The 18374-nt window shown below is 41.3% G+C and carries 15 protein-coding genes; 7 read left to right on the top strand and 8 right to left on the bottom strand.

Features of this window, described 5'->3' with window-relative positions:
- The first annotated feature begins 243 nt into the window (after positions 1 to 243).
- A complete protein-coding gene (locus EFY79_RS13030; protein WP_123121166.1) occupies positions 244 to 2349 on the top strand; it encodes a T9SS type A sorting domain-containing protein in 2106 nt (701 codons plus the stop codon).
- 146 nt (positions 2350 to 2495) lie between these two features.
- On the opposite strand, the gene EFY79_RS13025 is transcribed toward EFY79_RS13030, so the two are convergent.
- Positions 2496 to 3392: a serine hydrolase gene (locus EFY79_RS13025; protein WP_123121165.1), complete on the bottom strand. Its 897-nt coding sequence runs from the start codon at positions 3390 to 3392 to the stop codon at positions 2496 to 2498.
- A 159-nt stretch (positions 3393 to 3551) separates the two neighbouring features.
- A complete protein-coding gene (locus EFY79_RS13020; RefSeq protein WP_123121164.1) occupies positions 3552 to 4523 on the bottom strand; it encodes a hypothetical protein in 972 nt (323 codons plus the stop codon).
- Positions 4524 to 4849: 326 nt separating this feature from the next.
- On the opposite strand from EFY79_RS13020, the gene EFY79_RS13010 reads away from it, so the two are divergent.
- On the top strand, positions 4850 to 5200 hold the full coding sequence (locus tag EFY79_RS13010; RefSeq protein WP_123121162.1) for a hypothetical protein: 351 nt from the start codon (positions 4850 to 4852) through the stop codon (positions 5198 to 5200).
- Here EFY79_RS13010 and EFY79_RS13005 read toward each other — a convergent pair.
- The 5 genes from EFY79_RS13005 to rlmN form a co-directional block, all read right to left on the bottom strand.
- Positions 5194 to 6036 carry a hypothetical protein gene (locus EFY79_RS13005; protein WP_123121161.1) on the bottom strand — a complete coding sequence of 281 codons (843 nt, stop codon included), beginning with the start codon at positions 6034 to 6036 and terminating at the stop codon, positions 5194 to 5196. The two genes, EFY79_RS13010 and EFY79_RS13005, sit on opposite strands and share 7 nt — an antisense overlap.
- A 227-nt stretch (positions 6037 to 6263) precedes the next feature.
- Positions 6264 to 7532: an aspartate kinase gene (locus EFY79_RS13000; protein ID WP_123121160.1), complete on the bottom strand. Its 1269-nt coding sequence runs from the start codon at positions 7530 to 7532 to the stop codon at positions 6264 to 6266.
- Positions 7533 to 7602: 70 nt separating this feature from the next.
- Positions 7603 to 7971 (bottom strand): helix-turn-helix domain-containing protein, encoded by a 369-nt coding sequence (locus tag EFY79_RS12995; RefSeq protein WP_123121159.1) that lies wholly within the window; start codon positions 7969 to 7971, stop codon positions 7603 to 7605.
- A gap of 5 nt (positions 7972 to 7976) precedes the next feature.
- Positions 7977 to 8273, bottom strand: coding sequence for a type II toxin-antitoxin system HigB family toxin (locus tag EFY79_RS12990; protein ID WP_123121158.1), 297 nt, complete (start codon positions 8271 to 8273; stop codon positions 7977 to 7979).
- Between the two features lie 141 nt (positions 8274 to 8414).
- Entirely contained in the window at positions 8415 to 9509 is a 1095-nt protein-coding gene (gene rlmN, locus EFY79_RS12985; protein ID WP_233578000.1) for a 23S rRNA (adenine(2503)-C(2))-methyltransferase RlmN, read from the bottom strand.
- Positions 9510 to 9719: 210 nt separating this feature from the next.
- Here rlmN and EFY79_RS12980 point away from each other — a divergent pair, with 210 nt between their 5' ends.
- From EFY79_RS12980 to EFY79_RS12970, 3 genes are all read left to right on the top strand, one after another.
- Positions 9720 to 10922: a thiolase family protein gene (locus EFY79_RS12980; RefSeq protein WP_123121156.1), complete on the top strand. Its 1203-nt coding sequence runs from the start codon at positions 9720 to 9722 to the stop codon at positions 10920 to 10922.
- A gap of 35 nt (positions 10923 to 10957) precedes the next feature.
- Entirely contained in the window at positions 10958 to 11224 is a 267-nt protein-coding gene (locus tag EFY79_RS12975) for a type II toxin-antitoxin system RelE/ParE family toxin (protein ID WP_233578006.1), read from the top strand.
- Between the two features lie 82 nt (positions 11225 to 11306).
- Complete coding sequence (locus tag EFY79_RS12970) at positions 11307 to 11588, top strand: helix-turn-helix domain-containing protein (protein ID WP_233577999.1); 282 nt, start codon at positions 11307 to 11309, stop codon at positions 11586 to 11588.
- A gap of 110 nt (positions 11589 to 11698) precedes the next feature.
- Here EFY79_RS12970 and EFY79_RS12965 read toward each other — a convergent pair whose 3' ends face one another.
- On the bottom strand, positions 11699 to 13918 hold the full coding sequence (locus tag EFY79_RS12965; protein WP_123121154.1) for a M28 family metallopeptidase: 2220 nt from the start codon (positions 13916 to 13918) through the stop codon (positions 11699 to 11701).
- Positions 13919 to 13934: 16 nt separating this feature from the next.
- Here EFY79_RS12965 and EFY79_RS12960 point away from each other — a divergent pair, with 16 nt between their 5' ends.
- The gene (locus EFY79_RS12960; protein ID WP_123121153.1) at positions 13935 to 14384 is read left to right on the top strand and encodes a hypothetical protein; all 450 of its coding nucleotides are present in this window, start codon (positions 13935 to 13937) and stop codon (positions 14382 to 14384) included.
- A 380-nt stretch (positions 14385 to 14764) separates the two neighbouring features.
- The coding region (locus tag EFY79_RS12955) for a beta strand repeat-containing protein (protein WP_148041920.1) at positions 14765 to 18374 on the top strand (3610 nt) is incomplete at its 3' end.

The raw sequence follows: 18374 nt of genomic DNA, 5'->3' as shown, positions 1-18374 counted from the left end.
GATTGTAATGTACAAATAGATTAATATAAATTTTTTTTTATTTGAGGGTATTTCCTAATTTTATTTTTCCAATAATTCCTGCATAACCATCTCCCGCTAATCTTACGGTAAGTTTAAAATCCAACATCAGTTTATTGATTGTAAATGGCGCAAAATTTTTTTTGATGCCGCATATTTCCGGGCGGGCCCTGGTAAATATTGATGTTCAAATATTTTTTTGTTAATAGTTAAAAATTTGCCATAATGAAAAAAAATTACGTCGTGTTGCTGTTGTTTATTGCATTTTATCATCATGCCAATGCCCAGGCCACTATCATAAATGATAATCATAGCCTGGGCGGTTACCCGATTTTTAATGGTGCTATTTTCTTAGTCAGCGATGTGGACAGCACGCTCTGGACAAGCGATGGAACGTCAGGAACAGGCACTAAGCAATATGCCTTTAATGTCAAAATTGACCAGGACCTTGGCAATGGGATTTTAAATAACAAAATCTATTTTGCGGGTGTGGATGCTACTCACGGAACGGAGCTTTGGGTAACTGATGGAACACAGGCAGGCACTAAATTGGTGCAGGATTTTATAGCCGGAACAAAAAGTTCTTCGCCCGCCGATTTTATTCAATACAAAGGTGATCTGTATTTTACTGATTCATCTTCTTCTGGAAGGGAGATTTATAAACTTAGCGGCACCAACGGAACTATATCTATATTAAAAGATATTAATCCCGGAATTCCGGGTGCGTTTGATAGAAATAGCGCTGATTTTCAAATCAGTAACGGCTTGCTTTATTTTGTGGCAGACAATGGAACTTCCGGTAAAGAACTTTGGGTTTCTAATGGAACCTCTTCAGGCACCAAATTGTTGAAAGATATTTCTGATGGCAACGCCTCTACTTCTTTTTTCCAATTTATTACTCTTGGCAACCAGCTAATATTCATCGTGGTGACAGCCACCTATTCAATGGATCTTTGGAAAACCGATGGAACAAATACTTCTTTAATTCATTCGTTTAATGTTCCCTCTTTTGCATATGGCGCTTTTGGCTTAATGGTTTTTAATAAGAAAATTTACTTCGCCGGCACGGATGTGGCTCATGGCACCGAGCTATGGAGCACGGATGGCAATTCCGCCTCTATGGTTGCCGACATCTTTCCGGGTAGCAGCTCAGGAATACCAAACAGTTCAACTCCTCAATTATTTAATTCAGTTTTTATAAAAGGAAAATTTCTTTTTACAGCCGCTACTGATAAAGGGACTGAACTGTGGTCTTCTGATGGCACAGCGGCCAACACCCAAATGATTAAAGACATCAATGCCGGCGAGGAAGGGGCAGATCCTGTACTTTTCCCGGTGATTAATTTTAGCAAATTACTGGAAGGTGCTGGTATTTTTGATTTTTATGACCGTGGCACTTTATTTAATGGCTCCATCTTTTTTGCGGCTAATGATGGCACTAATGGAACGCAACTATGGAAGACTGACGGCACCGCCGGTGGAACAAAAATGGTGCAGGCGATAGGGGGGCCCAATTACGGAGTGGGAGATGATTATTTCTATACCAAAACGGGCCTGTATTTTACAGCTAATGATGGCGCACATGGCGCTGAGCCCTGGTTTACAAACGGAACAACTGCTAACATGGTGCAGGATATTAATCCGGGCGCGGGCTCTTCGGATCCTGATTTTGAATTTGTATTCAATAGTAAGTTATTTGGAACCGCAGATAACGGAAATGGCGCCTCATCAGATATATTGGATTTGTACCGGATTGATGCCACCGCTTCTCCTTTGCCTGTTCAGCTAATGGATTTTAAGGCAATGCTTCAGCCAAACGCAGTTCAATTAACCTGGAAAACGGCAACGGAAATTAACAGCCGCGATTTTGGAATTCAAAGAAGCACCGATGGCTTGAATTTTTCAGATATCGGTACAGTAGCTGCTTCCGTGAACAGCACAACAGAAAAATCTTATGGATTTAATGACAATCAATATCTGGAAGCCGGTTCCAACCTGCTTTATTACCGCCTTCAATTGAACGACCTTGACGGCAATATAAAATATTCAAATGTGCTGACGGTTAAATTGGATGCACCAACATTAAGCCTGAAAACCTATCCTAATCCTGTTCATACACAATTAAGTATTTTGTTTGGCACAGCAAGCTCAAAAACTGCTACTCTTAAAATTTCTGACCTAAAAGGCCACGAGCTATACAGGCAGGATTTTGGAAAAATAGAAGCTATCCGTTTACAAAATATCAATGTCTGCGGATTGGCAAAAGGCACTTATCTTATTCAACTGATTACTGAAAAAGGCAGCAGCCTTGCGAAATTTGTAAAACAATAAACGATAACAATTATTTGCACAGCAGCCGGTGAAATTAAAGCCGGCTGTTTGTTTATATGAGTAATACCATCGAATATAATGATTGGTTTATCTGCGCTGTTTTTAGTGAAACAACAAATAAGCCTTATTTTTATTTTAGGATAGTTTTATTTCAAAAAGGCAGGAGGTGTCCATGCGGATTTTGGATTAAAATAATTCCATAATAATGCTGATAATTTTCGTGTAAGTACCCATGCCTCGTTATCATGTTCCCAACTTGTGTCTCTGTTGTTTTTGGTGCAGACGCAAAAAATATAAGGATGATTTCCATTTACGTATAACACTTCATCCCTTGTGGCATCTACAGCGCCGCTTTTATCAGCTACGAAAACATTCGGAGGGATTTGCGAAATGGCGTCTTCATCCCAAAACTGGCGGCTCATCATTCTTAGCATTCTTTCACTGATTTGTTGATTGATAATTTTATTCTCCGCAATCATCTTCATCAGTGTGGCCATTTCTTTGGGTGTGGTTTGCCCCCAGCCATACAGGTTGTAATTTTCTTTTCTTCCGGCAGTGCGGCTGTTTACCCGCGTATATTTCAGCCCAAGGCTGTCCATATAAGAATTAATTTGAGCACCACCGCCTGAAAGTCCCTGTAGCCAAAGGCTGGCACCGTTATCGCTCATGCTCATCATCAGCATCACTAACTCGTTTAAGGGGATTTTAGTACTATCCCGGAATGAGGCAAGAATCTCCTGGCCTTCGGAATACCGGACAGAATCGGTAAAAAGCATTTCCTGGTGGTAAGTGAAATCCCCGTTATGAATTTTATGCATCAGTCCTGTCAGGATAGGAACTTTTACCATACTTGCTGTTGGGAAAATTGTATCTCCATGTACGGATGCAATTTTATTTTTTGCCAGGTCGTAAACAAAAATCCCAACATCACCATGAAATCCATCAACTAATCTAGTGAGCATCGCCTGCAGGCGCATGTCAGTTTTTTGTGCGGATATTCTTGTAGCTGATAAAAGAAAAGCAAAGGCAAACAGGATTTTCATTTTCAATTCGTTTAAAAATGAAAATAGACATAATTTTTTAAAATCCGTTTGATGTAGCTAACGTTTATGGGTACACGTTTTTTGCATAAAAAAGACAAGCCGGTAAATTCCGGCTTGCCTATAGGTTTCAAGGATACAAAAGAAAATTATTTTCGCCGTTTAGCTAAAAAGGCCGCCCTTTCTCAACTCGCGGGTTTTTTCACCTATCAGGAATCCATTTTGATATATCTGGATAGTATAATTCCCTTCTTTAAAATGCCCGGAGGGCGAAAAGGCAAACTGTACATTTTTTGATTTAGCAGTTTCAAGATCAACAGGCAGCTTCGCAGTGAAAGTTTTGCTGCTGCTGTCGCGGGTAGTAAAAGTATTTCCCTCAGTATTTGGCGTGGTTACCGGTTTCCCGTCGGGGCCTGTTACCACTACATACAAATCAGTTTCGCCACTTTCAATAATCCTGTTGTTGACATCAAAGCTTACGAGTAATTTATCAACTCTTTTGGCAACGGAAGAAACTTTTTCTTTCCCATTATTTTTCACTTTCACCGGCGTAATGGAAATATTGGAAGCATTTAAAGTAGAAGCAACATCCACCTTCTTCGCTAAATTTTGTGACACAACGCTGGTAGAATCAAGATTGTGCGACAATGTCTGGTTCTGCGTGGTGAGCACTACCACATTTTGTTTAAGGCTGTCGTTCTGCTGTGATAGCATAGCTACCTGGGCCTGTAAATCTGAAATTTGTCCATTGAGCTGTGCAATCAGTGTTCTTGCCTTTGCCAGTTCGGAAGAAGTGACATTTCTTTTGTGAAGGATGCCGCGAATCTCAGACTTCATTTTTGCAATCTCTTCATTGCTCGCTGTCAGCTTGCCGTTTAGATCGGTATTACTGGTCTGCATTGAATCAAGCCGGGCCAGGGATGCATCAAAGCTTGACTGGATATCACTTTTCTCTGTCGTCACTTTTGCAACTTCAGTCTGTTGTTCTTTTAAATTTTGAGTGGATTTGCTGTGATCAAAAATAAAAAATCCGGCAAGGATCACGATGGCTGCTATAAGCAAACCGATGATCAGGGATTTTGAATCGCGCGTACTTTTACTGGTAGTACCAGTTTGTTCTGTGTACTCATTCATGATTGTAGTTTTTAAATTAAGTTGGAAATTTTAAATTTTGAAATAGGCTTATAGAATATTTCTGTAATGCTACTAATAATTCTAAAACCGTGCCATTCTTAAATACAAGCTTTTTACTCTTCGTTTTTAAGATAACACATAACGCGCTTTCGATATGATTTTCAGGAAGATAATCAGGTATAATTTGCTTTGTTAAAAACACTTTTTTAGCCACAAAAAACATGAAATGCTTAGTCTTAAAAAATCGTTTTTGTCGGCCACGGAGCAATTGCTTTTTTGAAGTTCCTATTTTTTCGTCTACTTTTAAACAACCAAACTATTTACCAATGTCCACTAATAATCATCTGAAGAAAAAAGTAACTGCTGTAAATTCAATCCTTTTTTTACTGCCGGCTTTAGTGATGTTTATGATATGGACATCAATCGGGATAAGGGTTCCGGATGTGAGCGATGTAGACAGGCAGGAAACTTTTTTGAATTATTTTTCGGGCTTGTTTAATAACATTCATGTAGTGAATATCGTGTCAATTATATTGTGCCTTATCTCCATCATCTTCGCATCCGGGAGTTTCCGGAAGCGGTTGCTGCCACTCAGGATCATAATGCTGATAACAGTATTGGTGGCTATTTTTATAATTTTATTTGATGTTTCCCAATTAGCCAGGAAGGCTTATTGATATTCATATTGAATGGTGCCAAGCAATTGCTTTTCTTTGGAATAGCATTTTTGAATCTCCGGCAGTTTTTTATCATCATATGCATATCTCCAGATAAAATAATTTCTTCCCGTTTCATCAACTGAAATTATTTTTTCCGGTTTGTTGCCATTCGTATATTCAAACATATAGTCCGGTAAAAGCCTGTTGGCAACAGGGTTAAAGTGTACTACATCCGTCAGCCTGTTGCTGTCGTCATAGTAATAGAAATATTTTTTGTCGATACTCGTTCCGCTTGGGTTTTCTTCTATAATATTTCCTTTGTCATCTGCAACAAATATAATGGTAGCAATGAGCGTATTATTTTTTTTGCGCAGCATTTTTACAGGCCTGCCATTTTCATAAGTGTATTCGTGGCTTTCTGTAATCGCATTTGAATCGCCATCGGCGCTGGTACGTGTTTGGATAGATATTATTTTTCCTTCTGCATCGTATGTGTACTGCACAGTATTGGTAGAGTGCGGCGTAGTGGTAATGGTTTTTACCATATCGCCATTATTGTTATAATCAGTTACCAATAGCGACTCGCCGGTGATGTTTGAATTGGTCATCAATTTGGATTGCGAAAAATCTTTGTTGATTCTTTTTTCACAAAAAAAACCATCACTGGGTTGGTCATGATCATCGAAGCTTGATATTTTAACCAGGTTGATTTTATTATTTTTTAAAACAGAAAATTCATTATTATCTTTTTTGGTGCTGAGCAAATCTTTATAATAATATTGAGCTTGCAAAGGAGAAAAAAATAAAGAGGCTATTGCCAGGATAATAAAAGAAAGGAATGAAAATTTATTCATTGTTTGTAAAGGGATATTGCCGGGTTCAGATTTTTTTCGAATGTAAAATAATTCAATATTCTTTTTTAAAGATTGAGAACATAAATATTTAACCGGAAATTATAACAACGAAACGTTTAAGGCTTCAGTAAATTGCGGATGCTGCTGCAAAAAATTTAAATATTTGTGGCCTTATATCAATCCATCACCTGGCAGTAAAACGAACAAATACACTGATTTTTATTCAGTCAGGAAAGATTCATCAGCAACTGGATGGTATCTTTTGTTTTTTGTTGTAAAATGATTTCTTTGTTTGCTGAAAGCTGTTCTATTATTGCATCAGAGTAATGCCGTACGGTAAGAAGGGTCAGATTTTTCTGAACAGAAACATCAAATATTTCGGAAACTTCCTGTGACACCTCCTGTATTTTTTGGTCGGCATCGTCCATGCAAATGATTAAGCTGATCGCTGTGTTCTGCGTTAGGTTAGGCCTGATATTTAGTTTTCTTAAAACCTCGTATAAAAAAGTGGTGGGCTTGCCTTCCACAAAAGAAAAATCTACCGATTGCAGCATCAGCAATACCTGGCGGCGTTTGTAAACGATCATCGGCGGAAGCAGCATCGCCGATTTTTGGGTGATAACGGTGCCGGTTAAACGAAGATCAAAAAATGACCGTACAAACAACGGGATATCTTTATTTTGCAGCGGCTTTATCGTTTTTGGATGAATCACCTGCGCGCCGTAATACGCCATCTCAATCACTTCTTTGTAGCTTAACTCATCTATGGTAACTGCTTCCTGGAAATCTTTGGGATCTGCATTCATTACACCGTTTACGTCTTTCCAGATGGTTACGCTTTCTGCATTCATTAGTTCTGCAAAAATCGCTGCAGTAAAATCGCTTCCTTCGCGGCCCAGCGTGGTGCTTTCATTTTCATCCGTGCTGCCGATAAACCCCTGTGTAATCACGAAGTTGGTATTGTCAAAAAGAGGCATCAATTTTTCACGCGCCTGTTTTCGTGAAACATCCCAATCTACTTTGGCCTGCCTGAACGTGTCGTCTGTTCGTAAAACATCGCGCACATCTATCCATTTATTGGGAATTCTATTTTCATTTAGATAATAAGAAATGAGCGTGGAGGAAAGCAGTTCGCCCGAGCAAACGATTTGGTCATAATAATAATCATAATCCTTCACGGGCTTGTCATGCAGCAGCCACTCTACTTCCGTAAAAAAATCAGTAAGCTGGTTCGTGGCTTTCTGCCATTGAAAGGTTACAAGATATTTTAGCTGGTTAAGGTGATAGTCTTTTACCTTTTGAAAAAGCCGCAGGGCTTCCTCGTTTTTCCCTTCATAAAATTCTTCCACTACTTTCTCTAGCGAATTGGTCATCTTTCCCATCGCTGAAATAACAATCAGAATTTTTTCATCAGTATGGTTTTGGAGAATATATCCGAGGTTCTGTATGCGGTCGAAGCTGTTGGTGCTTGCTCCGCCAAATTTAAAAATTTTCATTTATGTGTGGCAATTATCAAAATCCGGTATCATACATTTTTTGGTAATTCGAAAATACCGGCCTTTTTCATTATTTCGTAAGTGTATAACTGGATACCAAAACGGAAGCAGGAATATGAAGCAAATTCTCTAATTTTCTGACCATCTCCAGGGTCAAGCGCTTTTTTTTATTGAGGATTTCTGACACGCGGCTTTTTCCGCCAATCACTCCAACTAAATCCTTTTGTTGTAAATTCAGTTCTTCCATCCGGATTTTTATTGCTTCAATTGGATCCGGAGCTTCTATGTGATAGAATTCGTTTTCATAATTGTCAATAAGCATCGACAAGATTTCTGCTTCATCGCCTTCTTTAGTATTAGAAGGTGCATCGAAAATTACTTCAAGGCGCCTGAGCGCTGTTTGATAATCATTCTCTGTTTTGATTGGTTTTAGTTCCATTTTTTTTAGATTGTATTAGCATCAATTTTATCATAATCTGCATGCGTACCGATAAACCTGATAAAAGCCCATTGTCTTTCATAATTGAACTGAACAATCAAGCGGTACGAGTTTCCTTTGATATTAAAAACTACCCGGTTATTTTTTAAAATACTTGCATTGATATATGCCTTTTTTATGTCATTGGGAGAACTCCATTTTGAGTTTTTTGCCGTATCATACCAGGTTTTCAAATACTGTTCTGAATCGGCGTGGTTTTCCCAAAACTTTCGAAGCGTACTTTTTGCAATTATTCTCTTCATTAATCATAGACAAAAATACGATAGTTCTCCAATAAAGAACTACGAAAATTGGGTTTTATGAGGAGTCAGATATGGAAATCGTTAAGCGCTACCAAAAAGTCTCGTCCGTGAAAACAGTAAACAAACAAATTCCTCCGATTCCTATTTCACTAAACTTCCTTCCAGGTCCTTATTGGCCAACTGTCCACAGGCCGCATCAATATCTTTTCCGCGGCTCACGCGCAGCCTTACATTTACCCTGTGCGCGGCCAGGTAATCCATAAATTTTTGTGTGGCTTCTTTATCCGGCTTTTGGTAACCGGCTTTGTCAATCGGGTTGTATTCGATAATGTTTATCAAATGAACCGGCACCTGCCTGTAGATTTTTATCAGGTCATCGGCGTCCTGCAGTGAATCATTTTCATTCTTAAATAAAATGTATTCAAAAGTGATGTCGTTTTTCGTCTTGTCATAAAAATAATTCAGCGCCTCTATCAGTGATTTGATATTATTCGTCTCGTTGATCGGCATCAGCTCACTTCGTTTCTTATCATTTGCCGCGTGAAGAGATAATGCCAGGTTGAATTTTACACCATCATCGCCGAGTTGCCTGATCATTTTTGAAATGCCGGAAGTAGAAACGGTAATTCTCCTTGAACCCATTCCCAGCCCATCCGGCGCAGTGATGCGTTCAATAGCTTTCAGCACATTTTTATAATTCAGCAAAGGCTCGCCCATTCCCATAAATACCACGTTGCTTAATTTTTTGCCATAGGTTTTTTGGGCTATTTCATTGAGCATGGCCACTTCATCATAAATTTCATCGTAATGAAGATTTCTTTTTCTTTCCATGAAGCCCGTAGCACAGAATGTGCAGCTCAGGCTGCATCCCACCTGCGAGGAAACACATGCCGTCTGCCTTTCATCCACCGGAATTAATACGCCTTCCACAAGATGTCCATCGGCAGTTTTAAACCGTGTTTTTACCGTGCCGTCATTGCTGTATTGTGTATGGTTAAAGGAAAGAGCAGGAAGTAAAAAATTTTCAGCAAGCTTGTCGCGCAGCTCTTTGCTCAGGTTAGTCATGGCCTCGAAGCTTCGCGCATGTTTTTTCCAAATCCATTCCCATACCTGCTTTGCGCGGAATTTTTTGTCTCCAATAGATAAAAAATATTCGATTAGCTCCTCCTGCGTAAGCGTCCTGATATTTATTTTACCACTCATTTTGCAAAGATCAATCAATTGTTCAATTGTCAAAAGGCTTTATTTGTTAAATCCATGTGTCATCCTGAGCCTGTCGAAGGGCTGTCATCCTGAGTTTATCGAAGGGCGTCGAAGGGTGTCATCCTGAGTTTATCGAAGGGCGTCGAAGGGTGTCATCCTGAGCTTGTCGAAGGGTGTCGAAGGGTGTCATCCTGAGCCTGTCGAAGGATTATTTATCTTGCAACCCATTTCAAATAATTGAAGATGGAAACCGTTTATGTTATTGATGCGTTGCGAACTGCTGTAGGCCGCTATGGTGGCGCTTTAAGCTCTATCCGGCCAGACGATCTGCTGGCAGGCGTCATAGAAGCGCTGGTAAAAAGAAATGGCAAAATCGACCCAACAGAGATAGAAGATGTAATTGCCGGGGATGCCAACCAGGCAGGCGAAGACAACCGGAATGTGGCGCGCATGGCCGCCTTGCTGGCGGGCCTGCCTGTAACTGTTGCAGGCAATACGGTAAACCGCTTGTGTGCCAGCGGGCTCCAGTCAATAATGGATGCTTCACGCGCCATCATGTGTGGCGATGGAAATGTGTTTTTAGCGGGTGGTGTTGAAAGCATGACGCGCGCGCCATTTGTAATGGGAAAAGCAGATGGCGCCTTTAGCAGGAAAAGAGAAATGTATGATAGTACCATTGGTTGGCGTTTTCCCAACAAAAAATTAACTGATAAATACTATCCGTACTCAATGGGCGAAACGGCAGAAAATGTAGCCCGGCAATGGAAAATATCGCGCCGCGCCCAGGACGAGTTTGCTTTTGAAAGTCAGCAGAAATATTTTGCGGCGCTCGCTGCTGATAAATGGAATGATGAAATTGTGCCGGTAGAAATCACTCCCAATAAAACAGACAAAATTGTATTCAACACTGATGAGCATCCGCGCAAAAGCTCTCTGGAAAAATTGTCACAGCTTCGGCCTGCATTTGTCAAAGATGGAACAGTAACGGCCGGAAACTCGTCCGGGATAAATGATGGCGCTGCAATGCTACTGCTCGCCAATGAAAAAATGGTTGAAAAGTATGATCTAAAGCCAATGGCCAAAATAATAAGTATGGCGGTAGCGGGAGTGGACCCTGCCGTGATGGGAATAGGGCCGGTAGCTGCTACACAAAAAGCATTGCAGCGTGCAGGCATTAAAGTAGCTGACCTTGATTTAATTGAGCTGAATGAAGCATTTGCTTCGCAATCTATTGCCTGTATTCACGAGCTTGGATTAGACCTTCAAAAAGTGAACGTCAACGGAGGCTCCATCTCTATCGGCCATCCTTTGGGCTGCAGCGGCGCACGAATCGCAACTACCTTATTATACGAGATGAGAAGAAAAGAAGCCCGGTACGGGTTAGCCACCATGTGCGTTGGGGTAGGGCAGGGAGCGGCGATGATATTTGAGCGGTATGAAAAGTAGTTTCACTTTTAGGCAACTATTCCTACCTTTGTTTGGTGGACAAAAAGGAAAAATTCAGATCTATCATTACTTACAAAGAATATTTTGAAAATTTCTTTGTAAAACAAAGACCAAAAGTGAAAGATAAAATCATTTGGACTTTTGATTTGATTGAAGAAATTGACAGAATTCCGGAAACTTATCTTAAGTATATGGAAGACGGGTTATTTGAAATCCGCGTCCAACTAGCCAGTAATATTTTTCGGATATTTTGCTTTTTTGACGAAGAGAAATTAATCGTGTTAGCGAATGGCTTTCAGTAGAAAACTCAAAAAACACCCAGAAAGGAAATTGAAAAAGCACTTAAAATTAAGAAAGAATATGAAGACGAAAAAAAGTAACATTATGACACTTGAACAGTTTAAGGATAAACATTACGGTGTCCGTGGAACTAGCAAGCGGGACCAACTTGAAGCTGGTTATCAGAATTTTAAAATTGGCGCATTAATTCAGGAAGCCAGACTTGAAAAAGGATTGACACAAGAGCAACTCGCTGAAAAAGTAGGAACGACAAAATCCTATATTTCAAAAATTGAGAACAATATAAAAGAAGCGAGGATTTCCACACTTCAAAAAATAGTGGAAGTAGGTTTTGGAGGGCAATTGCAACTCTCAATTAAACTTTGACAAAAAATCACGAACTTGTCGCCTGTAACATTTCTTATGTATGCAGGCATGGCTGACGTCAAAAAAACGAACAAGTTTCAGCAATGAGTACTCGTCTTTTGCCTTTCAAGCTATTTTGCAAGATTATTTAAATAATTGGCAAGCTTTTCAACTGCCATTGCCGAAATTTTAATTTGCTGCTGCGCTTCATCCCAGTGACGCTGCTCAATGGCTTCACGAATGCCCGGCATTGTTTTTACTCCATATCCCGTATAAAAACCGGGTGCATAAAGCGTGTGCTTATACCATGCCCGGCGTGGCAGCCCGGTCTGGGAAAGCAGCTCTTGCTCTGCCTGGTAAAGTGATCGGTTAAATTCTTCATCTGCATTTCCTGCAGCTACTTTTTTGGCGAAAATTGTCTGCACACTGTCTGCGCTGTTTTTTAAGTTGCGAAGCGCATTTTGCAAGGGCGAAAAATCAATAAACGGAACTTCATCCTGCACGGAAGGGGTTTCCAGCTTCTTTTGTGGGTCTTCGCCAATGGCGTAATAGTGTGAACGGATGAGTTGATTTTTTAAAGCGGTATTTTTTCGTGAAGTCTCTAAAAGGTTTTGCAATTCATTTACATAGCCGTCAATCGTACGGTATAAATGGGTAAAATCAAACGGCAAAACGTCGGCATTGGCGATTCTCAAAACCGCCAGTCCTGCAGTCTGTGCGAGTGCCACTTCATAATGAAACCCAGGATCTTTAAAATGGGTAAAATCGTAATAGGAATCATAAATAGAATGGTATTCACCACCGGCATCTTCGCCACCATAGCCAAGGTTTAAAGAAGGTATACCCGCATGCTGGATAAAAGACGAATAGTCTGATCCTGACCCCATCGCGCCCAATTTCAATTCTTTCTCATTCAATATTTTTTCCCTTTGCTCAGCGTTATCTGTATTGATGGCCATGTAGGCTTTTTTTCGTTCAAATACGTTCACATTGGTTTGAGGGTCCATCACACTTTTGGCAACGCCGTCCATCAAGGGCTCCAATGCATGCGAGCCTTCGGCGAACAAAAATCCCCGGCCGTTATTATCTGAATTAATATACACCACGGCCTTTTGCTGCAATTCTTTTTCATGAGCCTCGAGCCACTCAGTTGACCCGAGCAAACCAGGCTCTTCTCCGTCCCACGAGCAATACACCAGCGTGCGTGAAGGCTTCCAGCCGGTTTTCAGCATTTCACCTATTGACTTTGCTTCTTCCATCATCGCAGCCAGCCCGCTTATTGGGTCTGCTGCACCATTTACCCATGCATCCTGGTGGTTGCCCCTTATCACCCATTCATCAGGATATTTGGCTCCCTCAATTTTTGCGATCACATCATAACACGGAACAATATTCCAATTGAATTCCACCTTCAGGTGAACAGTTGTTTTGCCAGGGCCGGTATGATACGCAAAAGGCAGACCGCCATGCCAGCTTCGGGGAACCACGGGCCCTTCCAGCGCCTGCAAAAGAGGTGTTGCGTCGTGGTAACTTATAGGAAGCACCGGAATTTTCAACAGGTTAGTCGCTTCTGATTTGTCGAGCCGCTTTGCATCTTCTGTGGCGCCCACGCCCGGCGTCAACGGATCGCCCGGATAGATTACCATGTCCATCACAGAACCCCTCTGCACACCATATTCATTTTTGAAAGCTCCTTTGGGATATACATCGCCGTTAAAATAGCCGTCGTCCATCGGGTCGCTGTAGATAATACAGCCTATGGCTCCGTGCTCCTGCGCCACTTTGGGCTTCGTTCCCCTCCAGCTATGGCCATATTTGGCTATTACAATTTTTCCTTTTACCGAAATACCCATTTGGTCAAGAATCTTGTAATCATCGGGCAATCCGTAATTCACAAAAACCAATTCGCCGGTCACATCCCCATCCGCGCTGTAGGCATTAAAAGTGGGTAGTTGCCCTTCCTGCCCGCTCGTCGGGTCTTCCTTTATCGCCGGTTCTTTCAGGATGGCCTGGTATTTCGTCGGAGACAGCATTTCAAGCTTCCTCGTTTTTGGCGTAGGAAACAACACATGAAATGTTTCTATTTGCGCATCCCAGCCCCACTTTTTATAAAGACTTAAAATATATTCTGCATTTTTTCTACCGGCTTCTGAACTCAGGTAGTGTGGAACGGACGAAAGTTTTTGCATCACTGCACCGATATTTTCAGCGCTCAGGTTTTGTTCAAATTTTGATTCAAGCGCTAATTGCGCTTCAGTATTTTTCTTGTTGAAGCCCGCGATGCTGCTGTTTTGGCCAAAAGAAATGCCGCAAGTTGAAAGCAGTAAAAAGGTAAGGTAGAGCCTTGTCATAACGATAATTATTGAATTGAAAATTATAGAATACCAAAAACTAAGGTATCTAAAAATTCCTGATACAATTATATTTATTGTGGTCAGCACTGCAGGTCAGACCATCGTAGCGATCAGCACTGCAGGTCAGACCATCGTAGCGGTCAGCACCGCAGGTCAGACCATCGTAGCGGTCAGCACCGCAGGTCAGACCATCGTAGCGATCAGCACTGCAGGTCAGACCATCGTAGCGATCAGCACTGCAGGTCAGACCATCGTAGCGATCAGCACTGCAGGTCAGACCATCGTAGCGGTCAGCACCGCAGGTCAGACCATCGTAGCGGTCAGCACCGCAGGTCAGACCGCGGGTAACTTTAGTAACGGTCATCACCCCCGGGTCAGGTCGCGGTTTTTTACAACCGCCACGCTCTGCTTTCCATGTCGTTGTCTAAGCCGGGCGCCTAAGCTGAAAAACGGAATCATATAAGATGAATGAATGGGCGTGCCTCCGGTAAACCGATAATTAAAGCAGATTTTTATTCTCCGGACTGGCAGTAATGAGGATTGTAGCTGCATCCTGCCGGCTGCTTTACACTACCTGCTAACAAATTTTGTTTTGCCGAAATTTTTATCCGAAAAAATTAGAAAAAACTAAAAAGATTTCTATCTTTACCCCTAAATAACCGTTTGATACCCCCAATCAACGCTTTATTTTCAAGATCCACTCTCTGCGATTTACTGCTTTTTTCCTTATTATCCAGCCCTTTTAAATACCAAGAAGCTTAATCCTGTTGGCTTTCATTGATACTGACCATCCTCTGCAATTACCTCATTACCTTTTATAAACCCATAAGTTTAAATTATTTTATGAGGAAATTTTACGTTTTAATTTTTATTGTTTTAGGTTTTACTGCAAATAGTAATGGGCAAGCAACTTTAAGTTCCAATACAATTGCGGATTTTGGCAATGTATGCGTTGGTACTGTGGCAGGTCCTAATCCATTTACAATATCTGGAACTAACTTAACTTCTGCTAATATTACTGTCGGACCACTTAATGGATTTACTTTTTCTACAACTTCAGGAGGAACATATACACCCTCACTCTCTTTAAATCAAAGTGGGGGGACTTATAGTCAGTCGATTTATGTAAAGTTTTCTCCTATATCTGGCCAATCTTATAATGGGCTAATTCCGATTAGCGGTGGAGGAGCATCAACGATAAATGTAAGTGTTACAGGTACAGGCTTGGCTACTCAGCCGGTTAGTGTAAGTATTGTTTCTGATGCACCAGGGAATACTATATGTGCCGGTACTTCTGTAACCTTTACTGCGACACCTATAAATGAAGGAGCATCACCTGTTTATCAATGGCAAGTGGGGGGAGTGAATGTTGGATTAAATAGCGGTACATACACGACTTCAACTCTTACTGATGGAAAAGATGTAAAGGTAATATTAACCTCTAATACTGCTTGTGCAACGGGAAATCCAGCCACCAGCAATATTGTTGTTATGAAGGTAAATCCAATGCCCACAGCAACAGCGACCAATTCAAGTCAAACAATTTGTTCGGGTAATGCGATTACCACTATGGCCATTTCTGGTAATGTTGCAGGTGCAACTTATAACTGGACAAGAGATAATACAACTGGAGTAACCGGGATAGCAGGAAGCGGCAGTGGAAACATTTCCGGCACTTTAACCAATACAACAAATGCACCTATAACTGTTACATTCACTATAACACCGACAGCCAATGGTTGTCCGGGAACACCCATAACAGCAACTGTATTGGTAAATCCAACGCCCACTGCAACAGCGAACAATTACAGTCAAACGATTTGTTCAGGAAGTGCTATTAACACTATGGTCATTTCCGGTAATGTTGCAGGTGCAACATATAACTGGACAAGAGATAATACAACTGGAGTAACAGGGATAGCAGGAAGCGGCAGTGGAAATATTTCAGGCATCTTGACCAATACAACAAATGCACCTATAACTGTTACATTCACTATAACACCGACAGCCAATAGTTGCCCTGGAGAGGCGATTACAGCAACAGTATTGGTAAATCCAACACCAACAGCAACAGCGACCAATTCAAGTCAAACGATTTGTTCAGGAAGTGCTATTACGACTATGGCTATGTCTGGCAGTGTTGCAGGTACCACGTATAGCTGGACAAGAAATAATACAGCCGGAGTAACAGGGATAGCAGGAAGCGGCAGCGGAAATATTTCCGGAACCTTAACCAATACAACAAATGCGCCTGTAACTGTTACATTCACTATAACACCGACAGCCAATGGTTGTCCGGGAACACCCATAACAGCAACTGTATTGGTAAATCCAACGCCCACTGCAACAGCGACCAATTCCAGTCAAACGATTTGTTCAGGAAGTGCTATTAACACTATGGTCATTTCCGGTAATGTTGCAGGTGCAACATATAACTGGACAAGAGATAATACAACTGGAGTAACAGGGATAGCAGGAAGCGGCAGTGGAAATATTTCCGGCATCTTGACCAATACAACAAATGCACCTATAACTGTTACATTCACTATAACACCGACAGCCAATAGTTGCCCTGGAGAGGCGATTACAGCAACAGTATTGGTAAATCCAACACCAACAGCAACAGCGACCAATTCCAGTCAAACGATTTGTTCAGGAAGTGCTATTAACACTATGGTTATTTCCGGTAATGTTGCAGGTGCAACATATAACTGGACAAGAAATAACACAGTCGGAGTAACAGGGGTAGTAGGAAGCGGCAGTGGAAACATTTCCGGCACTTTAACCAATACAACAAATGCACCTATAACTGTTACATTCACTATAACACCGACAGCCAATGGTTGTCCGGGAACACCCATAACAGCAACTGTATTAGTAAATCCAAATGCTTCCATATCATTAACTTCGGCTACTTCAACTACCTCTCAAAGTGTTTGTAGGTTATCAGCTATTAATAATATTACTTATAATGTGGTAGGCGCTACAACTTTTAATGTAAATGGCTTGCCTCCTGGAGTATCAGCTAATTTATCAGCTGGAGTTTTAACAATTAGCGGAACGCCCAATATTACCATAAGTTCAACTACCAGTTATAATTATATAATAAATACAATCGGGTCTTGCACAAATGCATCTGCGTCCGGCACTATAAAAGTATTTGTAGGAAGTCCGGGCGGCTGGAATGGTAAGAGTATTACTATTTCACCGAGTACTTCTATTTGCCCCCCAGCAACAATAACACTATCTGTTCCTGCAGCAACAAATGCACAATATTATGATTGGCAATTGCCTTCGGGATGGGTAATAAGTTCTGGTGATTCAACAAACTCCGTTACTGTAAATGTGACCCCAGGAGCCGCTATTGGTAATCAAGTAGTAACTGTATTAGCCAAAAACTCATGCGGAAGCATTAGTCTTTTGTCACCCTCAAATGGTAAGAATGCTTTTAATGTAAACTCTTTCAATGGGGTGACTGTTTCTCCTACTTCTCAATCTGTATGTTCTGATGGATCGATATCAGTTGCGGCAACATTGACAGGAAATGCCAATTCAGGGACATGGTCCGCACCGTTTGGCGGCTTTTCTAATATAACGCAGTCTGGTTCGATAGTTTCTGCTACCTACACACCAGCGACAGTACCCGCAATTACAAATGGTAACGTCACTCTCACAATTACCACAAATACTCCTACGGGAAATGGATGTCCGAATGTGGCTGGTACAGCTACTGTTGCAGTTACTATAAATCAACCTTCATCAGCGCCCACCTCTTTAAGTAGTCCCACTACCATTTGTAATGGAAGCAGTACTACATTAACACAAACGGGAGGCGTTTTAGGGACAGGAGCAGTATGGAAATGGTATACGAATTCAACTTATACAACTCTTGCTCCGGGAACAGTGGCAGCGAATGGTAGTTTAACAGTAAGCCCAGCAACGACTACTACTTATTATTTAAGAGCAGAAACTGCTACAAACGGACCATGTAGTCAATATGTAGCTGGCGGAAATGTAACGATAACAGTAAGCCAACCTTCAGTAGCGCCAACATCGTTGAGTGCAGACGTCACAATTTGCAATGGCAGCAGCACTACATTAACCCAAACAGGAGGGGTTTTAGGAACAGGCGCCACATGGAAATGGTACACAGATGCAGGATATAATACACTAGCTCCGGGTACAGTTGCCGCTAATGGTAGTTTGTCGGTTAGCCCAACTGCCACTACAACATATTATTTAAGGGCAGAAAGTAGCACAGGAACGCCTTGTGCAACTGAGGTAGCGGCAACGGGAAGCGTAACGGTAACGGTAAATCAACCATCAGCAGCACCCACCTCTTTAAGTAGTCCTGTTACCATTTGTAGTGGAAGCAGTACTACATTAACACAAACGGGGGGCGTTTTAGGAACAGGAGCAGTATGGAAATGGTATACCAATTCAACTTATACAA

The organism is Hanamia caeni, from assembly GCF_003721595.1.
Classification (GTDB): domain Bacteria; phylum Bacteroidota; class Bacteroidia; order Chitinophagales; family Chitinophagaceae; genus Ginsengibacter; species Ginsengibacter caeni.
This window is presented reverse-complemented; position numbering and strand designations above follow the sequence as displayed.